Consider the following 21,779-nt stretch of genomic DNA (forward strand, 5'->3'; position numbering starts at 1 on the left):
AAGCTTAGTGTTCTTTGATAACTAAATAAAAAACGACCTCGTTGTGAGATCGTTTTTGTTATGTTGTATATGTGGCAAACTCTGCTTGAGAACAAGACACGTAGTGACCTGGAGATACTTCTCTAAGCTCCGGTTCTTCACCGTTATAGTCATGGATACTTGGATCATAAATTTTGCGCTGACGTGTTTTTTCACTGTCAGGATCGGGAAGCGGAATAGCTGAAAGCAACGCTTTTGTATATGGATGAACAGGGTTTCGATAAAGTTCATCACTTGGTGCAAGCTCTACAATCTTACCTCTGTACATAACGCCGATGCGGTCACTGATGTATTTTACCATTGACAAATCATGGGCGATAAATAAATATGTTAGTCCACGTTCACGCTGTAACTTTTTCATTAAGTTAACAACTTGAGCTTGTATAGATACGTCCAAAGCTGAGATTGGTTCATCTGCGATGATAAAATCTGGTTCTACTGCCAGTGCTCTTGCGATACCGATACGCTGACGCTGACCGCCACTAAACTCATGTGGATAGCGATTGGCATGTTCTTTGTTAAGCCCGACTGTTTCAAGAAGCTCGTGAACCTTTGCCATACGCTCTTTTTTAGTCTTAGCTAAACCGTGAATGTCAATGCCTTCTGCTATGATATCTGCTACGGTCATACGAGGGTTAAGCGACGCATATGGATCTTGGAAAATCATTTGCATTTTACGATTGAATTTTTTAAGCTCTGAGCGGGATTTGCGACCATGTACATTTTCGCCATTAAATAGCACCTCACCGCTAGTAGCGTCGTATAAACGAATAATCGTTCTGCCTGTCGTTGACTTTCCGCAACCAGATTCACCTACAAGCCCTAATGTTTCTCCGCGGAAGATGTCAAACGTCAGACCATCAACTGCTTTAATTGTTCCTTTACTTGTGAAAAAATGTTGCTTTAAGCCTTTAATCTCTAATAATTTATCTGTCATATTATTCACCATCCTTCGCTACGAGTACAGGTGTGCTGTATACATTATCAACTTTACGCATGCGGCGCTGAACTGAAGCAGGCGGCTCTACTTTTGGTGCATCGGGATGCAACAGCCATGTTTTCGCATAGTGCGTATCAGATATTTTGAACATTGGAGGTTCTTGCTCAAAGTCAATTTTCATTGCGTATGGATTTCGCGCTGCAAATGCATCTCCCTTTGGAGGATTCGTTAAATCTGGCGGCGTTCCAGGAATAGCAGCAAGCTCTTCTTCTGCCTCGTTATCTAAGCTTGGCATAGAAGCTAGCAGTCCCCACGTATACGGATGTTTTGGATCGTAAAACACTTCGTCCACTGTGCCGGTTTCAACAATTTGACCAGCGTACATAACGGCTACTCGATCTGCTACATTTGCTACTACACCAAGATCATGGGTAATAAAGATAATAGATGTATCCGTTTTTTTCTGAATGTCTTTCATCAACTCTAAAATTTGAGCTTGAATTGTTACATCAAGCGCCGTTGTTGGTTCATCAGCGATCAAGAGTTTCGGATTAGAAGCAAGAGCCATTGCAATAACAACACGCTGTCTCATCCCGCCGCTAAATTCATGCGGATATTGATTCACACGCTGTTCTGGAAAAGGAATTCCTACAAGCGTTAATAACTCGACTGCCCGTTTTTTTGCTTCTGCTTTAGATACTTTGGAATGCTTGATTACGACTTCACCAATTTGAGCCCCAACTTTCATCGTTGGATTCAAGGAAGTCATCGGATCTTGGAAGATCATACCGATATCTTTACCGCGAATAGCTTCCATTTCTTTATCCGTTTTCTTAGCTAAATCAATACCGTCAAACAGCATTTCACCGCTTTTGATTCGGCCAGGAGGCATCGGAATAAGGCGCATGATCGTTTGTGAAGTTACACTTTTACCAGATCCTGACTCACCAACAATTGCTAAAGTTTCACCTTTATTTAAGTGGAAGTTAACGCCGCGAACAGCTTGAACTTCTCCGCCATATGTTTTAAATGATACAGCTAAATTTTTTACTTCTAATAAACGTGACATATGAGTCCACTTCCTTACTTACGTAGTTTTGGATCTAACGCATCTCGTAATCCATCACCAATTACGTTGAACGCTAAGATTGTTAAACAGATAAACAAACCTGGGAAAAATAAGCGCCAAGGATAGTATTCCAAAGCAGGTAAGCCTTCTGAAGCCATTGTTCCCCAGCTTGCAAGCGGTGCCGGAACGCCTAGTCCCAAGTAGCTTAAAAATGCTTCTGTAAAGATTGCTGAAGGAATCGTTAGTGTCATTGTTACTAAAATTGGACCTGTTGCGTTAGGAATAAGATGTTTAAATAAAATACGTTTTGTTGTTGCTCCTAATGTTTGTGAAGCCATTACGTACTCTTGATTTTTCAACTGCAATACTTGTCCACGTACAATACGGGCCATGTTAATCCAGCCGGTAATAGTCATCGCCAAAATCATCGTGCCTAACCCTTGGCCAAGCATAACCATTAAAATAATAACCAGTAAAAGGTAAGGAACACCATATAAGATATCCGCAACACGCATCATTGTTTCATCCGTACGGCCGCCGCGGTATCCAGAGATGCTTCCCCAAACTACGCCGATGAATAAATCAATTAAAGCTGCTGCTAATCCGATAAATAATGAAATACGAGCGCCTTCCCACGTACGAGCAAAAACATCACGCCCTAATTCATCTGTACCGAACCAGTGCTCAGAAGATGGAGCCTGATTAGCATTCAGTAAATCATTGGTTGCATAATCATATTTCACCATCAATGGACCAAATATAGCCATAAAAACAAGGAGAACCATTAGTACTACACCAAACATAGCAAGCTTATTTTTGCGAAAACGAATAAAAACATCTTGCCAGAATGAAAGACTCGGTTTTTCAATCTTTTCTGCCTGAGCGCGGTCAATCCCTGCTGTTTCAAACATTTCTTTAGGAATTTTCGGAAGTTGCTGCATAGTTACTCTCCTTTCTTAGCACCTGTAAGTTTAATTCGAGGGTCAATGAAGCCGTATGCAATATCTACAAGCAAGATACAAAAAAGTAGTAAAATACTGTAGAATACCGTTACGCCCATAATCGTTGTATAATCTCGGTTTGAGATACTGAGTACAAAGTGTGAACCTAATCCCGGGATACCAAATATCTTTTCAATAACAAAGCTACCCGTTAAAATCCCTGCTACTAAAGGTCCCATATAGGATACAACTGGAAGCATCGCATTTCTCATGGCGTGTTTAACTGTAATAACGCCTCTGCTTAAACCTTTTGCTTTCGCTGTACGAATATAATCATTGCTTAATACTTCAAGCATACTCGAACGAGTTAATCGTGCGATAAACGCCATAGGGGTTGAAGCAAGCGCAAGAGCTGGTAACACCGTGTGTGCCCAAGATTCCCAGCGTGCAACCGGAAAAATTTGTAGTTTCATAGCTAAAACGTATTGTAATACCGCTGCCATGATAAAACTCGGAACTGAGATTCCTAGAACTGCAATAACCATCGCCGTGTAATCTTGCCACTTATTATGTTTTAAAGCAGCAATAACACCAAGTACTACACCAATAGCAATCGCTATTAAAATAGCTTCCATCCCTAGCATGAATGAAACAGGGAATCCGCCGTTAATCAAATCATTTACCGTTTGGCCTTTATATTTGAAAGATGGACCAAAATCCCACTTTAAAATTGATGTTAAATAATCAAAGTACTGATGGTACCAAGGCTGGTCTAGACCGTAATACTGATTTAGATTTTTTTGAATTTCAGGGGGAAGCTGCTTTTCTGATGTGAATGGACCTCCTGGAACAGCACGCATTAAGAAAAAGGTCGCTGTTACGATCAGCCATAATGATAGAAACATATAAATAAGTCGTTTTCCTATATATTTGAACACCCTGACACACCTCCATATTTTTACAAAATTCGCGCACAAGAAAGAAAAGTATATGGAGCACCAGGCCCCATATACCCTTTGTCATAATTGATGTTACTTACTCAAAATGAGCCCATTTAATCTGAATGTCTCCAAGTCCAGACATCACAACATCTTTCAGCTGCTTATCTTGTACCCAAGCGTTTGTATAGAAGTAGATTGGTGCCACTGGCATTTCATCCATGAAGATACCTTCTGCTTTTTTCAACATTTCCAGACGTTTTTTAGGATCTGTTTCTTTTTGAGAGTCAATTAATAACTTTTTATATTCTGGGTTTTCCCAGTTTGTATCATTGTTTCCGCCTTTTTTATCACGGAACAATTCTAAGAAGTTGATTGGATCGTTAAAATCTCCTAACCAGCCCATACGTCCAACTTGATAATCTCCTTGGTGTAATTTTTCAATGTAAACAGCCCACTCAGAGTTGTCTAACTGTACTTTAATACCAAGGTTTTTCTTCCACATATCTTGAACAGCTTGTGCAATTTTTGCATGTTTTTCATCCGTGTTGTATGAAACCTTAATTGCTGGTAGTTCTGAAGCGTCTTTAAGGCCCATTTCTTTCAAGCCTTTTTCTAAATATTCTTTTGCTTTTTTCACATCATTGTCTTTGAAGTAACCTTTTTTGTTGTCTTCAAACATTGTTGGTGGTACAGCCGCCATCGCTGGAACTGAACCGTCTTTTGTAATTTGTTCTGTAATACCTTTACGATCAATTGCATAAGCTAATGCTTTACGAATGTTCACGTTATCTAAAGGTTTTTGTTCTGTATTAAACTTGTACCAGTAAGTACCTGCAATCTCTTGAATGTTTAATGAACCGTCTTTCTTTAATTCAGGAAGTGCATCAGCTGGTAATTGACCAGTAGGCATACCCGCCCAGTCTACTTCACCGTTTTTGAACATTGAAAGTTCAGTGTTGTTATCATTGATCATGTACATTTCAACTTTTTTAAGTTTTACAGCATCTTTATCCCAATAGTTTTCATTAGGAACTAACTCGATTTTGTCATTATGTTTCCAAGTTTTAAGCTTGAAAGGACCGTTTGACGTATAGTTTTCGCCTGCATTTGTGTACCATTTTTCATTTGATTCAGCAATTTTCGTATTCACTGGGAAGTACGTATAGAAAGCTGTTAATTCTAAGAAATATGGCGTTGGATTTTCTAATGTTACTTCAAGCGTTTTATCATCTGTTGCTTTAACCGCAACATCATCTAATGAACCTTTTCCTTCATTAGCAGCTTGTGCATTTTTAACATAGTATAATTGATATGCATATTGAGATTCGTTTTTAGGATCTAACGCCCATTTCCATGCATATTCGAAATCTTTTGCTGTGACAGGGTCACCATTTGACCATTTTGCATCGTCGCGAATCGTAAACGTATATTTCGTTTGATCATCGCTGACCTTCACATCTTTCGCCATTGCATTTTCAGGTTTTCCATCTTTACCGATACGAGTTAAACCTTCAAATGTTTGTAATAATACGTTTGATGACGTTGAATCATTAGCTAAGCCTGGGTTTAGTGAAAAAGGCTCAGTTTTAATGTTTACGCGAAGCTCTTGCTCTTTTTTCTTGTCGCCGCCATCACTGCTAGCATTTTCACTGCCACCAGATTCTTTGTTAAATCCACATGCAGCTAAAAACAAGCTCATTACAAGCAGCAAACTGAAAAGAATCGACAACCTTTTCTTCATTGCGTGTTACCCCCTATTAAATTTTGTTTGTGTGGCAACCATATTTTTTTGATATGCACTAATTTCTTAATCCTCTTTCAATACAAAATAATCAGTTATTTTTTCACATAGTAGAGCATTAAAGACCTCACTGCAAAATTATTCTTCTACTCTATGAAACTGTCATCAATTGTTTACATGCTGTAAATCCAATGTATGCGCTTAATATGTAGAAGACTCATTCATTACAAAATTCGCTAATTGAAACAAAACATTGTCTATTTTGTGTTTTCTGAAAAATTAAGAAATTGTAATACCTTTGTAAAAAATATGTTTGTTACGCCTATTATAAATATTTTAAAAATTTATTGCAATACTATTATTTAATGGTATTTTTTTGTCATGAGGGAAAAAACCTTATCTTATAAGGATTGTGCCTACTTGTCAGACTTCTAAAATCTTTTTTGTAGTATAGGTATTACAAGAGTATTACAAAGTTATTAGAAATACTAAATAAAAGATTTTTACCAAATCCTCCACCAATTTTTCATCAAGAAATGCTTTAATTAAAAGGTTCTTGTCTTTTTTTGCCGCTGAAAAATTCCAGTAAATTGTCTTATAAAACTTTTTAGCGATAAGATGTTTAAATTCCTGCTTTTTCGCGTTATAATAACGAATAACTATATAATTAAAGCTGTGAAAAAGAGTAGTATGCAGAATTTTCATTTTTAGAGAGTTTGTGGCTGGTGAGAACAAACATTGAAACCTGCAGAATGGACTTTGGAGCTTTCAAGTGCAAAGCTTGAACGTTGACCTCAACGTTACATGAATAAAGATAGTTCACAATTATGTGTGCTAATTAGGGTGGCAACGCGGTCCATTCGCCCCTAGCTTATGCTAGGAGTGGATGGGCCTTTTTATGTTGTATCCGTAAATTAGCATCATATATGTGCAGATGAAAGGAAGATTTGATGAAAACAATTTTTTCAGGTATTCAACCAAGCGGTACAATCACTTTAGGTAACTACATTGGAGCGATGAAGCAATTTGTTGAACTTCAACATGACTATAACTGTCATTTTTGTATTGTAGATCAGCATGCAATTACAACGCCTCAAGATCGTTTAGCACTTCGTAAAAACATTCGCAGCCTTGCTGCTCTGTATGTAGCGGTAGGAATTGATCCAGCGAAATCGACTTTATTTATTCAATCGGAAGTGCCTGCCCACACAGAAGCGGGATGGATGTTACAGTGCGTAGCGTATATCGGTGAACTTGAACGCATGACTCAGTTTAAAGATAAATCTGCTGGAAAAGAAGCAGTATCAGCAGGATTACTAACTTATCCTCCATTAATGGCCGCTGATATTCTTTTATACAACACCGATTTGGTTCCAGTTGGTGAAGATCAAAAGCAGCATTTAGAATTAACGCGTGACCTAGCTGAGCGCTTTAACAAAAAATACAATGATATTTTCACTATTCCTGAAGTACGTATTCCAAAAGTGGGCGCACGCGTCATGTCTCTTCAAGATCCTACGAAAAAAATGAGCAAGTCCGATCCAAACCAAAAAGCTTTCATTACGCTTTTGGATGACGCTAAAACAATTGAAAAGAAAATCAAAAGTGCCGTAACGGATTCAGAAGGTATTGTTCGCTACGATAAAGAAAATAAGCCAGGTATTTCAAACTTATTAAGTATTTATTCAATCCTAGCCAATAAATCGATCGAAGACATTGAAGCGATGTACGAAGGCAAAGGTTATGGTGACTTTAAAGCTGACACAGCCAAAGTGGTAGCTGAAGCACTTGCTCCAATTCAAAAAAGATATTATGAATTAGTTGATTCTAGCGAGCTAGATGATATTTTAGATCAAGGTGCCGATAAAGCAAATGCAACGGCTAATAAAATGCTTCGCAAAATGCGAAACGCAATGGGAATTGGCCGTAAACGTTAAAAAAAACGACTGCTATGCAGTCGTTTTTTTTAATTAACTTTTGGCTCTTGTTCAATTTCCCAAAGTTTTTCAAAGAAAGGTTGTCCTTTTACTAAGCGCTCGCATAATAATTTATGCTTCGGTGACCACCCTGACTTCGTTTCATCGTATAGCTGACTCCACACGTCTTGAAACGGCATCTCTTGAATGTCTTCGTACTTCGTTGGATTCCACTCCGTGTACCAGTAGCGGATTTGAGCTGTATTTTTTGTTGTATGTAGCTGATCAAGTGCCATAAATAACAGCTGTTTTAGCTGACGTTCTTTACGTGTTAGTCCTCTCATCGTTTCAGGAGACGGTGAAAGAATATGATGCTCTTTTTTATTCAGCTCGTCTTCACTGAACTTATATTCTAGCTCTTCTTGATCCGCAATCATCTCATAGACTAACTGTTCCTGTCTTGGAATTAAGCGGCTTTTTCGAATTGGAATATGATATCCCATCGTATCAATTGCTAAAATATTCGTTCCATCTGTAACGATAAAACAATATTCAACCTGCGTGCGTTCATGATTTTTCCGAATGTATGCTTTCTGATAGACATCTTGTAGTAGTTGTTGAGGTAGCTCGGAAAGATCATTTTCAATGTAATGAAATAAAATCGGATTTACTTTTAATAACGGTGCTTGATCGAGCAGTTCTACACAATCGTCTTTTCTCCACTCATGGAAATGACACACATTATAACCGTTTTCTTCGCCTTCAAACCAATTAACCCATACATCATGAAGATATAGCATAATTTACCCCTCACTTACTATCTGTTTGTTATCCATCAGTATAGGCAGAGAAAGGAATTTTTATTCCAAATGATGTTATTTTTCTAAAAATTAATTGTAAAATACCTTCGTTTTTGGCTATTGTTCAAATGCACTTATTTCAAAGCACAGATATAACGCCAGTGCTAATGATTGCTAAAGGCTTCATGAGCTATATCGACCCCTATAAGCAGAAAAAAATCCGAGTTTCTTCTATAGTAATAGGTTTGTCAGGAGGTCTGACAAACCTAAAAAAATCTATCACACTTTTGTGATAGATTTTTAACGAAGAGATTTGGGATTCAAAGCATCTTTTAATCCTTCACCAATGAAGTTGATAGCTAGGATTGTAAATGTAATAGCTAAACCTGGCGGAACCCACATCCAAGGCTTATTCTGCAGCACATCTGATTCCCTTGCTTCTGTCAGCATATTCCCCCAGCTTGGCGTATCAGCCGGCACGCCAAAACCGATAAAGCTAATCGCTGACTCAAACACAATAAGGATCGCCATCTGCAAACTGGCTTGAACCACAATCGTTGAAAACACATTTGGCAGCAAATGTTTAAAGATGATTTTAAACGGGCTGCACCCAATGGAAACAGCTGAAAGCACATATTCATTTTCTTTTTCAGCCAAGACTTTGCTTCGAACCAGCCGGGCCGTACTTCCCCAGCTTAGGAAACTAACAACTAGGATGAGCGTCCAAACGCCTGAGATCTTTCCAATTAGGATTGTATTTAACACTACAACGAAAACAATTAGCGGAAAGTTTAATACAAAGTCTGTAAAACGCATTAAGAATTGATCCACCTTGCCCCCGTAATAACCCGCAATCGAACCAATAAAAGTTCCGATTAAAATAACGAGCGTTGTACAAGCAACTCCAATCAGTAACGAAGTTCTTCCTCCATACAATGTACGTGCAAATACGTCTCGCCCATTTGTATCCGTTCCAAACCAATGCTCACTAGAAGGCGCTGCATTCATCGCCATATAGTCGATACGTGTAATATCTGCTTTTGTAAGCAGCGGTGCAAAAATGGCAAGAAGCGTAATCACAATCATAAAAGCTAAACTTATCATGGCCAGTTTATTTTTAACAAACTTCTTTCGCGCAATCGCCCATGGAGAAAGGTTTTTAGGAGCTTTCATATTCACTTCTGGCTGTACATCTTTTTTCGTTACAATTTCCATACTTTCTCCTCCTAATCCAAACGAATACGCGGATCTGCTACGCCGTATAACAAATCAGCAACCAGATTCCCAACCAGTGTTAAAATTGAAAACAACATTGTAAGCGACATCATAACTGAGTAGTCACGAGTTGCTACAGAGTCAACGAACAATTTTCCGATTCCTGGATACGTAAAGATCGTCTCTGTAATGATAGAACCGCTAATGATTGTTACAAGATCAAACCCTAAAAACGTAATAAGCGGAATCATTGAGTTGCGTAAGATATGAACATTATAAATTTTAGATTCTTTTGTCCCTTTTGCTCTAGCAGTGCGCACAAAATCTTTGCGACTGTTTTCAATAATATCATTGCGCAAAAACTGGGTATACTGAGCGGTCGACATCAAGCCAAGAATCAGCGCGGGTAATATAACGTGATGAATTCTACTTTGAATAAATTCCCATGATCCCTCTTTCAATCCTACTTCAACAGAACCGCTAAATGGAAACCAACCTAACTGAAAGGAAAATAAATAAATGCCTACGATCCCTGCGATAAACGATGGAACCGCTAATGCAAAGTAATTATATCCTGCAATAAAGTTATCTGCTAAGGTATACGGTTTTCTTCCTGCATACATACCTAAAATAAATGCAAACACATACGTAATCAAAAGCGAAGTCAAAGCTAAAAAGATAGTATTAGGCATACGCTCTAAAATAATATCTAATGTCGGTAACTTATGAGTTGTTGACTTTCCTAAATCTCCTTGTGCCACTCCTTTTACCCAGTTCCAATATTGAACGTAGATAGGATCGTTATATCCTAGCTTATCACGCATTTCCTCAATGTATTTTGGATCTGTATTACTAGGGTTGATTTCTCCCCCAAAAGGGTCCCCTGGCATCATTTTTGCCAGGGAAAACACAACAAAGGAGATCAGAATCAACATTGGAATCATCCCTAAAATACGTCTTAGTGAGTATTGCAGCATCGTTGACTCTCCTTTACATGTAAAATACTTATTCCGTTACAGACCATTTCTCCGGATCTACAACTACCGTTGATGGATCTAGAGTTACGTTTTTCACACGCTTATTCACAGCATAAATATTGATATTTTCCCATAAAGGAAGTGCTGGCAACTGCTCATTAAAGAATTTTTGCCATTTTACATATACATCTTTACGGTATTTATCATCAAATGATTTTTCGCTCAAACCGTCTTTAAGCATTTCATCAGATTCCTTATTTACCCAACGCCCATAGTTCCATTCAGCATCAGAGCTCCATAATCCTGTAGGATCTGGATCTGAACCAGTGTCCCAAGAACCAAAGAACGCTTCTAACGCCTTATCATCGTTATCTTTCATTTCATTGTACAAGTTAAATTCAACAAGTGAACCCGTTGCTAATTTTGTTTTAATACCAATATCATTCCATGCTTGCATAATAGCCTTCGCACGACCCTCGAAGTTGGCTGGACCAGCATAGTGACCGAATGAGATCGTAAATGGTTTTCCGTTTGGATCTTCTACAAAACCGTCATTATTCTTATCTTTATAACCAGCTTCAGCTAATAATTTTTTAGCTTTTTCTGGACTATACTTGTACTTTGTTAAATCTTTTTGGTCAGCAGCAATCCAGAATACAGACGGAATAACTGTGTTAGAAACAACCGCTTTGTCGTTCATAAATGCTTTTACCATTGCTTTTCTATCTATTGCATAAAGCAATGCTTGACGAAGTTTTAGATCTTTGAACTTTTCGTAATCATCTACGTTTTTACCAGCATTTTGATCACGATGTCCAAATCGTAGACCAATATACGAATAACTAGTTGATTTCCCTTCCAAAAAGTCTAAGTTTTCCGCTTTTTCAACTTGCCCTAAATCAGCTGGACGAACATCCATAATGTCGACATCGCCTTTTTTCAATGCTCCGGCGGAAACAGATGGATCCAGTACTTTTACAACAACACCATCAAGATGGGGTTTACCTTTCCAATAATCATCATTGCGCTCCATTTGGACATATTCACTTGCTACTACTTTTTTCACTTTAAACGGTCCAACACCAATAGGCTCTTTACGAACTTGTTTGGACTCTGCAAGATCTTTTACAGCAATTCCTTCATAGTACTTTTTCGGCATTGGATATGGCCACAGATTGTCTAAGTTATTTACACGAACTTCTTTAAACGTTACTTTAAATGTTTGTGGATCTACTACTTCAACTCCGGAAATAGAATCCGCTTTGCCGTCGTGATATTCTTGAGCGCCTTTAATGTGCTCAACGTTTACATAGCGTGGACCTGTATAGTCTTTATCGGCAATCGTTTCATACGTATATTTAAAATCATCTGCAGTTAATGGATCTCCATTATGCCACTTAATCCCCTTTTTTAATTTAAACGTGTAAGTTAGTTTATCACCACTCACATCCCAAGTAGCTAAGTCAGATTTAATCTTTAATTTCTTATCATAAGTAAAGAGACCTTCATTGATAAATTCTAAGATTTGGCTATCATATGCACTACCATACAATGCGTACTCAAAAAGCCCTTCAGGCGCTCCGTCAATCCCATACGTAATCGTCCCGCCATCTTTTGGCTTGTCTGTTTTTGCACCTTCAGTTTTTGTTTCTCCGCCTTCTTTATTACTAGAAGATGAAGAACTGCTTCCACCGCTGCATGCCGCTAGAAAAAGCGATAGCACAAGCAAAATGGAAACAAGTGATAAAAACGATTTCTTTTTCATCATGACGTTCCCCCTATTTAACTAATAATCTGTTCGTATGTAGCTTTTACGAGTTATATAAATGGCAAGCTACTTGATGGCCAGGTCTCACCTCCTTTAAGGCAGGTTTCGTTTGGCTGCACTCCGCCATTGCATGTATACAGCGAGGATGAAACGCACAGCCTTTTGGCGGATCAATTGGACTTGGCACATCTCCCTGTAAAATAATACGCTGTTTTTTCTTTCGCGGATCTGGTTCAGGTATAGCCGATACAAGCGCTTGCGTATAAGGGTGCAATGGCTCTGCGTACAGACTTTTCTTATCAGCAATTTCCACTAAACCGCCTAGGTACATAACACCTATACGGTCACTCATATGTTTAACAACACTCAAATCATGGGCAATAAATAAAAAGGTTAGGTCGAATTCTTGTTGAAGTTCTTTTAGAAGGTTTAAAACTTGTGATTGGACAGAAACGTCGAGTGCCGATACCGGTTCATCAGCAATAATAAGTTTTGGACGAAGTGCAAGTGCACGTGCAATTCCAATCCGCTGACGCTGTCCACCGGAAAATTCGTGAGGATATTTATAGTATGCATCTTCCGGTAACCCTACTTTTGTAAGTAGATTCATAACTTCTGATTTTAATTGATTGGTTGATTTTCCTGTAAAATTCCGAATTGGTTCAGAAATCACATCTCCAACCATTTGCATTGGATTGAGGGAAGCATAGGGATCTTGAAAAACCATTTGAAAATCTTGTCTAATTTTACGGAGAGAAGTTCCTTTTGCTTCTGTGATATCTTTACCATCGAAAATAATTTTTCCGCTAGTTGGTTCCAACAGTCTTAAAATCGTTCTTCCTGCCGTGGATTTTCCACAGCCAGATTCTCCTACTAGACCGAGCGTTTCTCCTTTTCGAATAGCAAAAGAAATACCGTCAACTGCTTTTACATCACCAATTTTCTTTCGGAAAAATCCGCCGTGAATAGGATAGTAGGTTTTTAAATGCTGAACTTCTAGCAATACATCTTTCACCGCTTTAGTCATTAGCTTGTCTTCACTCCTTTTGACGGATAGCTATTTTTATACAGCAGACATGCGACATCATGCCCCTGTGAATCCTGGCGAAGAACAGGCGTAACGGAACTGCAGTCTTCCATTGCATGAGGACATCGGTTAACGAAACGACAGCCTGTCCGCGGCATGTTTACAAGAGAAGGCACAATTCCTTTGATCGTATTTAATACTTCTACATCATCTTCCATGCGTGGAATTGAGTGAAGAAGCGCTTTCGTGTACGGATGTTTTGGGGCATAAAATAACGTATCAACATCTGTATGCTCCACAATTTTTCCGCCATACATGACAATCACTTCATCACACATCTCAGCAACTACTCCCAAATCATGTGTAATCATAATAATAGACATATCATTGCTTTCTTGAATTTCTTTTAGCAATTCTAAAATTTGAGCTTGAACCGTAACATCTAGTGCCGTTGTCGGCTCATCAGCAATTAAAAGTTTAGGCTGACAAGCTACCGCCATGGCAATCATGACACGCTGCCTCATTCCTCCTGACAGCTGATGCGGATATTCATCGATGAGCTTTTCGGATCTCGAAATACCAACGCTTTTTAAAAGCGCAATGCTTTTTTCACGCGCTTCCGCTTTCGATATATTCATATGGTTAAACAATACTTCCTGCAGCTGATACCCAATGGTTAACACAGGATTAAGGGATGTCATCGGTTCTTGGAAAATCATTGAGATGTCTTTCCCCCGAACATCATTCATCTCATCTTCTGATAAGTGCGTAAGATTCTTTCCGTTAAATAAAACGCTTCCGCTTCTAATTTGACTATTTACTTTAGGTAATAGCCCAATAACGGATAAAGATAATACGCTTTTTCCACAGCCAGATTCTCCTACAACCCCTATAATTCGCTTTCGTCCGACTTGAAACGACACGTCGTCCACAGCATTATGCCAGGAATCATTAATGGAAAAAGCAGTTTGTAAATTTTTCACTTCTAGTAAAGGTGTTGATTCGACGGGCTTTTTATCCATTTATAGTGCACACCTCATTTTTCTGAAAATTGTTATATTTGAATAAGATATTATTACAATTTCATTACAAAATCAATATATTTTGAAAATTAATTATATTTTTTATTTTTAAAATAATGATTTCTGAATATCCCTTCGGCACTTTAACGCATAAACCTCCTAATTTTTTGTTGAAAATAGGATAAAATTTACTATTTTTAATTTTAGGTATATAGAACTTGTTTTTTTACAGTTGGAACGCAGATTTTTTTAAGATAGTATTGGTGCTAAGAGGAAGCAGCTGTGTAGTAGTTAAAGTGTGAGGCTTCATACATGAAGTAACAAGATGATAACCAATATTGTAGCCCATCATTTCTGGATACCAATTTTGGCCGAATAACAGTTGATCATATTTCTTTTCATCAGCGCGCAGATTGTAATAAGGTTTAACATGCTTTTCCCACATTTTTTTAGCTTCTTCAATGGTATAATAATTTGTCCACGGAGCTAAATATTTTTTACCGCAATACTCCTCTACAGCTCTTTCAGCTAACCCTTCCATCATCATAGCGTCTAACAAAGTAATCGTTTCATCAGATTTATTAATGGCTTTTAGCCTGCAAACGTGATGGTATTCATGGGTAAGTACCGCTAACATTTCTTCATCAGATGTATGACTTGTCATAAACACAAATAATTTATCGGTAAAAGCGACACCTGCTCTTCCATTAAATTCACGCTGCATTTTTCGATTTCTAGGATTGCTTGGAAGCACTAGTACTGCTACATCGGGCCCATTCCATGCTTTTTTAAGCTTCTCATAATGTGCTTTAACTTTCTTCCAAACCTGTCTTTTCTTCATTTCTTCTAATTCTTTTATAAACATTAAAGAAGGCGGACACATTCCATAGTTAAAAAGTAATTCCATATATTCTTTTTCTTTTAATTTCTTAAAATAGCGCGCAAGATAACGGCTTATTTCTTTCGGCTCCGTCCAAGTAGAAGTTGAAACAATCGGCATGTTTTCCCCTCACTTTCTTCATCCTTTTGTTTCATGATATGTTCACAGCTGCTCTTTTGGTTATTAAAAATAAAAAAAATTCTAGGCATCAGCCTAGAATTTTTCATTATGCTTCGTATTTTTTAAAGATGATTGTTGCATTGTGACCGCCAAATCCAAGTGAGTTGCTTAGCACCGCTTTTACTTCTTGCTTACGCGCTTTGTTTGGAATGTAGTCTAAATCGCACTCTTCATCAGGTGTTTGATAGTTAATTGTTGGAGGAAGAATACCGTCTTGAATTGCCTTCACACTAAAAATAGCTTCTACTCCGCCAGCAGCTCCTAACAAGTGGCCAGTCATTGACTTTGTTGAACTAATTGCTACTTTTTGAGCGTGGTCACCAAATACTTCTTTAATAGCCATTGTTTCAAATTTATCATTGTATCCTGTACTTGTACCGTGAGCATTGATGTAATCAATATCACTTGGCTGTAGGCCTGCATCTTCAATGGCATGACGCATTGCACGAACGCCGCCTTCTCCTCCTGGAGCTGGCGCTGTGATATGGTGAGCATCTCCTGTTGAACCATAGCCCACAATTTCAGCATAAATACGTGCGCCGCGCGCTAGTGCATGTTCAAGCTCTTCAAGCACAATAACACCCGCACCTTCTCCCATAACGAAGCCGTCGCGGTCTTTGTCAAACGGACGAGATGCTGTTGCAGGATCTGGATTTGTAGAAAGTGCTTTATTCGCACAGAAACCAGCAATAGATAAACGCGTGATTGGCGCTTCCGTACCGCCCGTCACCATCACGTCTGCATCTCCGCGTTGAATGACTTTAAACGCATCACCAATAGAGTTTGTACCTGTGGCACATGCCGTTACCGTACAAGAGTTCACGCCTTTCGCCCCTAAAGCAATAGAAACTTGTCCTGTTGCCATATCAGGAATCATCATCGGAATGAAAAATGGACTTACACGGCGGGCACCTTTTTCTAATAACGTTGAATATTGGTTTTCAAACGTTTCCATACCGCCAATTCCAGAACCAATCCAAACGCCGACGTTTGGAGCAATTTCTTCTGTAATAGTCAAATCCGCATCTTTAACAGCCGCCAATGCAGCTACCATTGCATATTGAGTAAAGCGATCCATCTTACGAGCCTCTTTGCGGTCAATAAAATCTTCCACGTTAAAATCTTTTACTTCAGCTGCTACTTTAGCCGGGAATTCATCTGCATCTAGTCTTGTTAAAGGACCAACGCCAGACACGCCTGCTACTGCGTTTTTCCAAGCTGTTTCTACGTCATTTCCAATTGGTGTAAGCCCACCAAGTCCTGTTACAACTACACGTTTTTTATTCATCGTACATTCATCTCCTTCAGTTGCTTTAAAAATGTAGTGTTATTTTCCCCATCTAATAGCAATAGCTCCCCATGTTAAGCCGCCTCCGAAGCCAACCATTACAATTAAATCATCATCTTGAATTTTCCCTGCTTCAAGCTCATGAACAATTGAAATTGGAATCGATGCTGCTGATGTATTGCCATAGTATTGGATTGTTTTAGACATTTTTTCTTCAGGCAAATCTAATCGCTGTCTTGCAGCTTCCATAATACGAATATTCGCTTGATGAGGTACAAGAAAATCAACATCCTCTTTTGTTAAACCCGCTTTTTCAATTACATTAACAGCAGATTCCCCCATTTGTCGAACAGCAAACTTAAATACTTCACGTCCGTTCATGACAATATGATCAAGCTCGTTTTGATACAAGTGCTTGCCTCCCGTACCGTCCGACCCTAGTTCAAAGGATAAAATACCTCGTCCTTCTGATACAGGTCCCATTACAACTGCACCTGCTCCGTCTCCGAATAAAACAGCCGTGTTACGGTCGTCCCAATCTGTAATCTTAGAAAGCTTTTCTACACCGACCACTAATATATGCTTGTAAGCATTGGTTTCAATAAATTGCTTAGCTGTAATCATGCCGTACATAAACCCTGCACATGCAGCACTCACATCGTAAGAAGCTGCTTTTTTTGCTCCCAATTTTTCTTGTAGCATACATGATACTGTAGGAAACGGTTGATCTGGCGTTACCGTAGCAACAATGATCATGTCAATATCTTCTGCTTTGACGTTAGCTTTATGTAAAGCTTCAACTGCTGCTTTATAAGCTAAATCAGATGTGTCCTCGTTATCAGCTGCAATTCGGCGCTCTTGAATACCTGTGCGCGTACGAATCCACTCATCTGATGTATCCATTACTTTTTCAAGATCTAAATTTGTTACAACTTTCTCTGGTACATAACGTCCAATTCCTAGAACACCAGCGTTCATATCAACCTCTCCTTTAAATAAAAGGCTTATATTCCTATAAAACCTATATCCGTCATTTCATTTATCGATTATATAATCAATTATTATGAGTTGGTACTAATTTTACTTCATTTTTTATTTTTTGTCTATATAGGTGTTCGTCCTACTCAGGTATCTATCATGCTACATATAGTAATCATACGGGACCCTCTTACTCTAGTATGGAACATTAGGTAAGAACTTACCCACCATTAAAATAGTGAAAGGAATGAGTATCATGGCAAGAAGACAAAGAAATGAAGGTTTTTCTGATTTTATGTTTGGAGCTGGGCGCAGAAAATCAAGAGAAGAAAGAGAACGAGAGGAGTGGGAACGATTATTTAAACAAATCGATGAAATTGTACTCGCCGTCGAAGAACTAGCTCCTCTTCTTAAACAGTTTGCCCCTTTAGTCGATTTATTTTCCAAACAAAAATAACAGCTCGGATTCTACCGAGCTGTTTTCTTTAGTTGTTTTCATTTTCAGCTAATGCATCTTGCTTGCCAAGCTCATAAGCGTCGTTCATTACTTTTGTTAGTAATGTCAATACCGGCTGTACGTGTTCCATTGATAACTCAACGCCTGTTTCATCTAAGATCTGTTTTGCTTCTGGCAAGTACTTCATTGCAATTTGCATGAATTGCATATTTTGCTCTTCCATAGTGAAATCTCCTTTATTAAAAACATTTATTCCTCCTTATATTAGCGAATCTATTCTATAAGTACAACTTTCTCCTTTTAATGAAGAGGTAAAAAGAATGTTCTCATATGTTTTTTTTGCAGATAAATGCCTTCTTTAGCCGTTACTTTTGAAGAAAAATGCAGTAGTTCTTTCGCTTTCCTGCTGATTTCATATTTTTCTTGAGCCGCTTCTTCCTTCACCTCCATATGAGTAATGTTTGCTCCTGCGCTCCAAGGCTGTAACTTTTCTTCCACTAAATGAACCACTTCATATGAATATGCAGCAGTTTTACAGCGTCTAAGTGCACTGACGGCATCTTCAATGTAAATAATAAAATCCGTGCCTTCCATAATGTTAAATGCCTCTTCGTACCCGGCAATATTTTTGGAATAGCACATTGACAAAGGCTGCCAAGGTCCGTAAAGAGTCGGCGTTCTGACAATTATAATGGGCCATCCATCATCTTTATATTTCTCTATCATTCGCTCAAAATGAACGTATAGCCTTCCTTCACTACTGTCCGGTTCTGGAATCGTTGTTTCTTCAATCTTTCGCTGCTGGTCTCCAAATACGCGCATGGTAGAAACAAACACAAATCGAATGTTGAATTGACGGCATTTGTTAAGCGCTTGAATGAGCACTTGCTGCGCTTTTTGCATTTCTTGTCTTAAAAAATCAGGATGATAAAAATCTCCTCCATCGAAATACGTAAAGTAGACAATATCCGTTTCTGAGGTGATCATATCTAATGACTCTCCTACTTCAGTCGATGCATAATTAGCGTTTCGCCCTAAGAAAAATTTCATCTCTTCCTGCAAATCATCTTCTTCTTTATGAGCAGAATGTGTATACCCTTTTACTTCTGTACCTTCGTCTAAAAAAGCCATACATAAATGAAAACCAATAAAGCGGTTTGCCCCTATTACTACTACATTTCCCATATCGCTTCCTCCAATTCTTCATTCATCATTTATTCAACAAAAAGCTTAAATCCCTATAGTTATAAAGGCCACTCATTCCTTATTTCAAAGAAGCTCACCTGTAAAAGCATCATGAACTCTTTTTTCATTTTATCTCTTATACAAAAAGCCCCTATGATATGTATAATCATAGAAGCTTTGCTTATAACACTTTTTCATGCTGTTTATAAAATTGGAGAAGGGACCGTTCAAACAAATAGTTTTTTTCCGGTAAATAAAGTGAAAGCATAATCGGAGAGTGAAGTTCTTCACGATGTAGTTCATATTTTTTACTGTGTGCAATTGGATAATGAGTAGAGGCATTAGGCGCCGTCCATATCTTCACGGGCAGCGTTGATTTTAATTCTGTAACAGAAGGGTACTCCTTAATTAACTTTGATACTTGCTTGCGCTCCACTTTATAAGCTTGAGTCAAGTCCTTCGTGAATTGTTTATAAAAGAATTTATTGTTTTTTTCATGTTCTGCATGCGTATGAAGATCAATACATGGATTTAGTAAACCAGCTGATCGAACGAACGTATTCCCGTCATTTTCCATTAGCTGCAGCGCTAACAGAGCCCCCATTCCTTCAGCTAAAATATGAATTCGTTTATTTAAAATTTCTTGTTTCATTACTAAATGATAAAGTTGTTTTGCAAGGTGATATGCTTCAGGAGACCCCCAATGCCGGCCATATAAATTGGAATAAAATACTGTGTATCCTTCATCTTGTAAACATTGCAACAGCTGTGACCTTCCGCCGTGCTGAATCCATAAGCTAGTTGAACTTTCAACAAAATGATCTTTATCACCCAATACTAACACACCGAAACCATTCGGTCGTTCAGGGACATGTACGACATTCCATTGCGTATCTAAGCTAAAAAAGCGTCGATGTATCATAGCTCTTCCTCCGTAACTTACTAGTTGTTCCATACAGTGTATGATAGAACCATCAAAAAGCGCACTAGAATAATGCCTATTTCTGACTTATTGCTCTTTTGTTTCTATATGGGAACACGCCCCTTATTTATTCATAAAAAATTCAATTTCTTATTTGACTGCTATATGCTAAAATGAAATCAAACTGTACTGTAAACGAGGTGAATAGAATGCGTGTCGTAATGGCTTTTGTTTGGGGCTTTTTACTAATGAATATGGCAGTGTACGTAATCTCTGCAATGACGGGCGGTACTTACAGTTTCGCAACCGCTTCCATCCTTGGAGTAGTTTTCACGCTAGTTGTAATTTTGATTGGAGAACTGGGTGTACCGAATAAACCAGCAAATAATCATCACTAAAAAGTGTTGGCTGTAAAGCCAGCGCTTTTTTTATCTTTTGACATAAGCTCTTCTCAGCAATTTCTTTCGTTAACTCGTATTCAAAACAAGTGACTGAAGCTGTTTTTTACATTTATATACATTCATAATCATTGATTATCCCAACCTTTAACTATATAATTTTAGAATAATCAAACTATTAATTTTAGGAGTGAATACTGCCGTGACTAAAGAAAAAATTGGTTTTATCGGAACAGGCGTTATGGGTCAAAGCATGGCCGGGCATTTAATTGACGCAGGATATGACGTCCTTGTTTATACGCGAACAAAAACTCGTGCTCAAGCACTACTTGAAAAAGGGGCCAACTGGAAAGAAACCGTTCAAGAAGTGGCCGAACAATCTGATATTATTATCACCATGGTAGGCTATCCTCACGATGTAAAAGAGATTTATTTAGGCAAAGACGGCATTATACATAATGCAAAGAAAGGCTGCTATACAATTGATATGACAACATCAAGCCCTATCCTTGCTCGTGAGATTTATCAAGCAGCAAAAGAGAAGCACATTCATGCGCTTGACGCTCCTGTTTCAGGAGGCGATATTGGAGCTCAAAACGCAACATTAGCGATTATGGTAGGAGGCGATGCTGAAGCGTTCTCTACCGTTACGCCTATTCTTGAAAAAATGGGAACAAATATCGTTCTTCAAGGCAGCGCTGGAGCTGGTCAACACACAAAAATGTGCAATCAAATTGCTATTGCCTCCAATATGATGGGTGTATGCGAAGCGATACTTTATGCTGAAAAAGCAGGATTAGATCCGAACACCGTTTTAAAAAGTATTGAAACAGGTGCAGCGGGAAGCTGGTCGTTAAGCAATTTAGCCCCTCGCATGATTAAAGGAGACTTCGAACCGGGCTTTTATATTAAACACTTTATTAAAGATATGAAGATTGCCATTGAATCAGCCCAAGAAATGGAGCTGTATACACCAGGATTAAAATTAGCAAAATCGCTTTATGAACAGCTTGAAAAACAAGGCGATGACAATAAAGGAACGCAGGCTCTATATACCCTGTTAAAACAGCATGCCCTAACTGTATAAAAACAGGC

21 protein-coding genes and 1 other annotated feature are annotated in these 21,779 nt (G+C 38.4%); of the genes, 4 read left to right on the forward strand and 17 right to left on the reverse strand.

Features of this window, described 5'->3' with window-relative positions; all coding sequences use genetic code 11:
• Positions 1-58 precede the first annotated feature (58 nt).
• The 5 genes from AC3WJG_RS13150 to AC3WJG_RS13170 all read right to left on the reverse strand — a co-directional run bounded on the left by AC3WJG_RS13150 (position 59) and on the right by AC3WJG_RS13170 (position 5,671).
• Positions 59-976, reverse strand: a complete 918-nt coding sequence (locus AC3WJG_RS13150) for an ABC transporter ATP-binding protein (protein WP_028407471.1) — start codon at positions 974-976, stop codon at positions 59-61.
• Position 977: 1 nt separating this feature from the next.
• Positions 978-2,048 carry an ABC transporter ATP-binding protein gene (locus AC3WJG_RS13155; protein ID WP_028407470.1) on the reverse strand — a complete coding sequence of 357 codons (1,071 nt, stop codon included), beginning with the start codon at positions 2,046-2,048 and terminating at the stop codon, positions 978-980.
• 14 nt (positions 2,049-2,062) lie between these two features.
• Positions 2,063-2,989 (reverse strand): ABC transporter permease, encoded by a 927-nt coding sequence (locus tag AC3WJG_RS13160; RefSeq protein ID WP_013055416.1) that lies wholly within the window; start codon positions 2,987-2,989, stop codon positions 2,063-2,065.
• A gap of 2 nt (positions 2,990-2,991) precedes the next feature.
• Positions 2,992-3,927, reverse strand: coding sequence for an ABC transporter permease (locus AC3WJG_RS13165; protein ID WP_013055415.1), 936 nt, complete (start codon positions 3,925-3,927; stop codon positions 2,992-2,994).
• Positions 3,928-4,024: 97 nt separating this feature from the next.
• Positions 4,025-5,671 carry a peptide ABC transporter substrate-binding protein gene (locus tag AC3WJG_RS13170; protein WP_492588293.1) on the reverse strand — a complete coding sequence of 549 codons (1,647 nt, stop codon included), beginning with the start codon at positions 5,669-5,671 and terminating at the stop codon, positions 4,025-4,027.
• 666 nt (positions 5,672-6,337) lie between these two features.
• Positions 6,338-6,542: a binding site (T-box leader), on the forward strand.
• 76 nt (positions 6,543-6,618) lie between these two features.
• Here AC3WJG_RS13170 and trpS point away from each other — a divergent pair.
• Positions 6,619-7,608, forward strand: a complete 990-nt coding sequence (trpS, locus tag AC3WJG_RS13175) for a tryptophan--tRNA ligase (RefSeq protein WP_026106503.1) — start codon at positions 6,619-6,621, stop codon at positions 7,606-7,608.
• 29 nt (positions 7,609-7,637) lie between these two features.
• On the opposite strand, the gene AC3WJG_RS13180 is transcribed toward trpS, so the two are convergent.
• The 9 genes from AC3WJG_RS13180 to AC3WJG_RS13220 form a co-directional block, all read right to left on the reverse strand.
• Entirely contained in the window at positions 7,638-8,387 is a 750-nt protein-coding gene (locus AC3WJG_RS13180) for a YjbA family protein (protein WP_336075110.1), read from the reverse strand.
• A 300-nt stretch (positions 8,388-8,687) separates the two neighbouring features.
• The gene (opp4C, locus tag AC3WJG_RS13185) at positions 8,688-9,602 is read right to left on the reverse strand and encodes an oligopeptide ABC transporter permease (protein ID WP_028407468.1); all 915 of its coding nucleotides are present in this window, start codon (positions 9,600-9,602) and stop codon (positions 8,688-8,690) included.
• A gap of 11 nt (positions 9,603-9,613) precedes the next feature.
• The gene (gene opp4B, locus AC3WJG_RS13190) at positions 9,614-10,579 is read right to left on the reverse strand and encodes an oligopeptide ABC transporter permease (protein WP_013055410.1); all 966 of its coding nucleotides are present in this window, start codon (positions 10,577-10,579) and stop codon (positions 9,614-9,616) included.
• Between the two features lie 28 nt (positions 10,580-10,607).
• The gene (gene opp4A / locus AC3WJG_RS13195) at positions 10,608-12,347 is read right to left on the reverse strand and encodes an oligopeptide ABC transporter substrate-binding protein (protein ID WP_060746423.1); all 1,740 of its coding nucleotides are present in this window, start codon (positions 12,345-12,347) and stop codon (positions 10,608-10,610) included.
• Between the two features lie 43 nt (positions 12,348-12,390).
• Complete coding sequence (locus AC3WJG_RS13200; RefSeq protein WP_016763042.1) at positions 12,391-13,374, reverse strand: ABC transporter ATP-binding protein; 984 nt, start codon at positions 13,372-13,374, stop codon at positions 12,391-12,393.
• On the reverse strand, positions 13,374-14,396 hold the full coding sequence (locus AC3WJG_RS13205; RefSeq protein ID WP_028407466.1) for an ABC transporter ATP-binding protein: 1,023 nt from the start codon (positions 14,394-14,396) through the stop codon (positions 13,374-13,376). Before AC3WJG_RS13205 ends, AC3WJG_RS13200 begins: the two co-directional genes overlap by 1 nt.
• Before the next feature lie 226 nt (positions 14,397-14,622).
• Positions 14,623-15,396, reverse strand: coding sequence for a DUF2268 domain-containing putative Zn-dependent protease (locus AC3WJG_RS13210; protein WP_016763040.1), 774 nt, complete (start codon positions 15,394-15,396; stop codon positions 14,623-14,625).
• Positions 15,397-15,502: 106 nt separating this feature from the next.
• Entirely contained in the window at positions 15,503-16,744 is a 1,242-nt protein-coding gene (fabF, locus tag AC3WJG_RS13215; protein WP_013055405.1) for a beta-ketoacyl-ACP synthase II, read from the reverse strand.
• A gap of 39 nt (positions 16,745-16,783) precedes the next feature.
• A complete protein-coding gene (locus tag AC3WJG_RS13220) occupies positions 16,784-17,722 on the reverse strand; it encodes a beta-ketoacyl-ACP synthase III (protein WP_028407464.1) in 939 nt (312 codons plus the stop codon).
• 256 nt (positions 17,723-17,978) lie between these two features.
• Between AC3WJG_RS13220 and AC3WJG_RS13225 the strand changes: the two genes are divergently transcribed.
• Positions 17,979-18,179: a hypothetical protein gene (locus AC3WJG_RS13225; RefSeq protein ID WP_025749899.1), complete on the forward strand. Its 201-nt coding sequence runs from the start codon at positions 17,979-17,981 to the stop codon at positions 18,177-18,179.
• A gap of 28 nt (positions 18,180-18,207) precedes the next feature.
• On the opposite strand, the gene AC3WJG_RS13230 is transcribed toward AC3WJG_RS13225, so the two are convergent.
• The 3 genes from AC3WJG_RS13230 to AC3WJG_RS13240 form a co-directional block, all read right to left on the reverse strand.
• The gene (locus AC3WJG_RS13230; RefSeq protein ID WP_013081746.1) at positions 18,208-18,402 is read right to left on the reverse strand and encodes a ComZ family protein; all 195 of its coding nucleotides are present in this window, start codon (positions 18,400-18,402) and stop codon (positions 18,208-18,210) included.
• A 77-nt stretch (positions 18,403-18,479) separates the two neighbouring features.
• Positions 18,480-19,364: an NAD-dependent epimerase/dehydratase family protein gene (locus tag AC3WJG_RS13235; protein WP_028407462.1), complete on the reverse strand. Its 885-nt coding sequence runs from the start codon at positions 19,362-19,364 to the stop codon at positions 18,480-18,482.
• 181 nt (positions 19,365-19,545) lie between these two features.
• Positions 19,546-20,286: a hypothetical protein gene (locus AC3WJG_RS13240; RefSeq protein WP_013081744.1), complete on the reverse strand. Its 741-nt coding sequence runs from the start codon at positions 20,284-20,286 to the stop codon at positions 19,546-19,548.
• A gap of 209 nt (positions 20,287-20,495) precedes the next feature.
• Here AC3WJG_RS13240 and AC3WJG_RS13245 point away from each other — a divergent pair, with 209 nt between their 5' ends.
• A complete protein-coding gene (locus tag AC3WJG_RS13245) occupies positions 20,496-20,684 on the forward strand; it encodes a YjzD family protein (RefSeq protein WP_013055400.1) in 189 nt (62 codons plus the stop codon).
• A 202-nt stretch (positions 20,685-20,886) separates the two neighbouring features.
• On the forward strand, positions 20,887-21,771 hold the full coding sequence (locus AC3WJG_RS13250; RefSeq protein WP_337133867.1) for an NAD(P)-dependent oxidoreductase: 885 nt from the start codon (positions 20,887-20,889) through the stop codon (positions 21,769-21,771).
• The last annotated feature ends 8 nt before the right edge of the window (positions 21,772-21,779 follow it).

Source organism: Priestia sp. FW507-14D1A (assembly GCF_058781295.1).

What these genes read in the sequence shown, in the direction of transcription:
- AC3WJG_RS13150 (WP_028407471.1), bottom strand. Translation starts at nt 976, where the DNA reads ATGACAGATAAATTATTAGAGATTAAAGGCTTAAAGCAACATTTTTTC.
- AC3WJG_RS13155 (WP_028407470.1), bottom strand. Translation starts at nt 2,048, where the DNA reads ATGTCACGTTTATTAGAAGTAAAAAATTTAGCTGTATCATTTAAAACA.
- AC3WJG_RS13160 (WP_013055416.1), bottom strand. Translation starts at nt 2,989, where the DNA reads ATGCAGCAACTTCCGAAAATTCCTAAAGAAATGTTTGAAACAGCAGGG.
- AC3WJG_RS13170 (WP_492588293.1), bottom strand. Translation starts at nt 5,671, where the DNA reads ATGAAGAAAAGGTTGTCGATTCTTTTCAGTTTGCTGCTTGTAATGAGC.
- AC3WJG_RS13180 (WP_336075110.1), bottom strand. Translation starts at nt 8,387, where the DNA reads ATGCTATATCTTCATGATGTATGGGTTAATTGGTTTGAAGGCGAAGAA.
- opp4C (WP_028407468.1), bottom strand. Translation starts at nt 9,602, where the DNA reads ATGGAAATTGTAACGAAAAAAGATGTACAGCCAGAAGTGAATATGAAA.
- opp4B (WP_013055410.1), bottom strand. Translation starts at nt 10,579, where the DNA reads ATGCTGCAATACTCACTAAGACGTATTTTAGGGATGATTCCAATGTTG.
- opp4A (WP_060746423.1), bottom strand. Translation starts at nt 12,347, where the DNA reads ATGATGAAAAAGAAATCGTTTTTATCACTTGTTTCCATTTTGCTTGTG.
- AC3WJG_RS13200 (WP_016763042.1), bottom strand. Translation starts at nt 13,374, where the DNA reads ATGACTAAAGCGGTGAAAGATGTATTGCTAGAAGTTCAGCATTTAAAA.
- AC3WJG_RS13205 (WP_028407466.1), bottom strand. Translation starts at nt 14,396, where the DNA reads ATGGATAAAAAGCCCGTCGAATCAACACCTTTACTAGAAGTGAAAAAT.
- AC3WJG_RS13210 (WP_016763040.1), bottom strand. Translation starts at nt 15,396, where the DNA reads ATGCCGATTGTTTCAACTTCTACTTGGACGGAGCCGAAAGAAATAAGC.
- fabF (WP_013055405.1), bottom strand. Translation starts at nt 16,744, where the DNA reads ATGAATAAAAAACGTGTAGTTGTAACAGGACTTGGTGGGCTTACACCA.
- AC3WJG_RS13220 (WP_028407464.1), bottom strand. Translation starts at nt 17,722, where the DNA reads ATGAACGCTGGTGTTCTAGGAATTGGACGTTATGTACCAGAGAAAGTT.
- AC3WJG_RS13225 (WP_025749899.1), top strand. Translation starts at nt 17,979, where the DNA reads ATGGCAAGAAGACAAAGAAATGAAGGTTTTTCTGATTTTATGTTTGGA.
- AC3WJG_RS13230 (WP_013081746.1), bottom strand. Translation starts at nt 18,402, where the DNA reads ATGGAAGAGCAAAATATGCAATTCATGCAAATTGCAATGAAGTACTTG.
- AC3WJG_RS13235 (WP_028407462.1), bottom strand. Translation starts at nt 19,364, where the DNA reads ATGGGAAATGTAGTAGTAATAGGGGCAAACCGCTTTATTGGTTTTCAT.
- AC3WJG_RS13240 (WP_013081744.1), bottom strand. Translation starts at nt 20,286, where the DNA reads ATGATACATCGACGCTTTTTTAGCTTAGATACGCAATGGAATGTCGTA.
- AC3WJG_RS13245 (WP_013055400.1), top strand. Translation starts at nt 20,496, where the DNA reads ATGCGTGTCGTAATGGCTTTTGTTTGGGGCTTTTTACTAATGAATATG.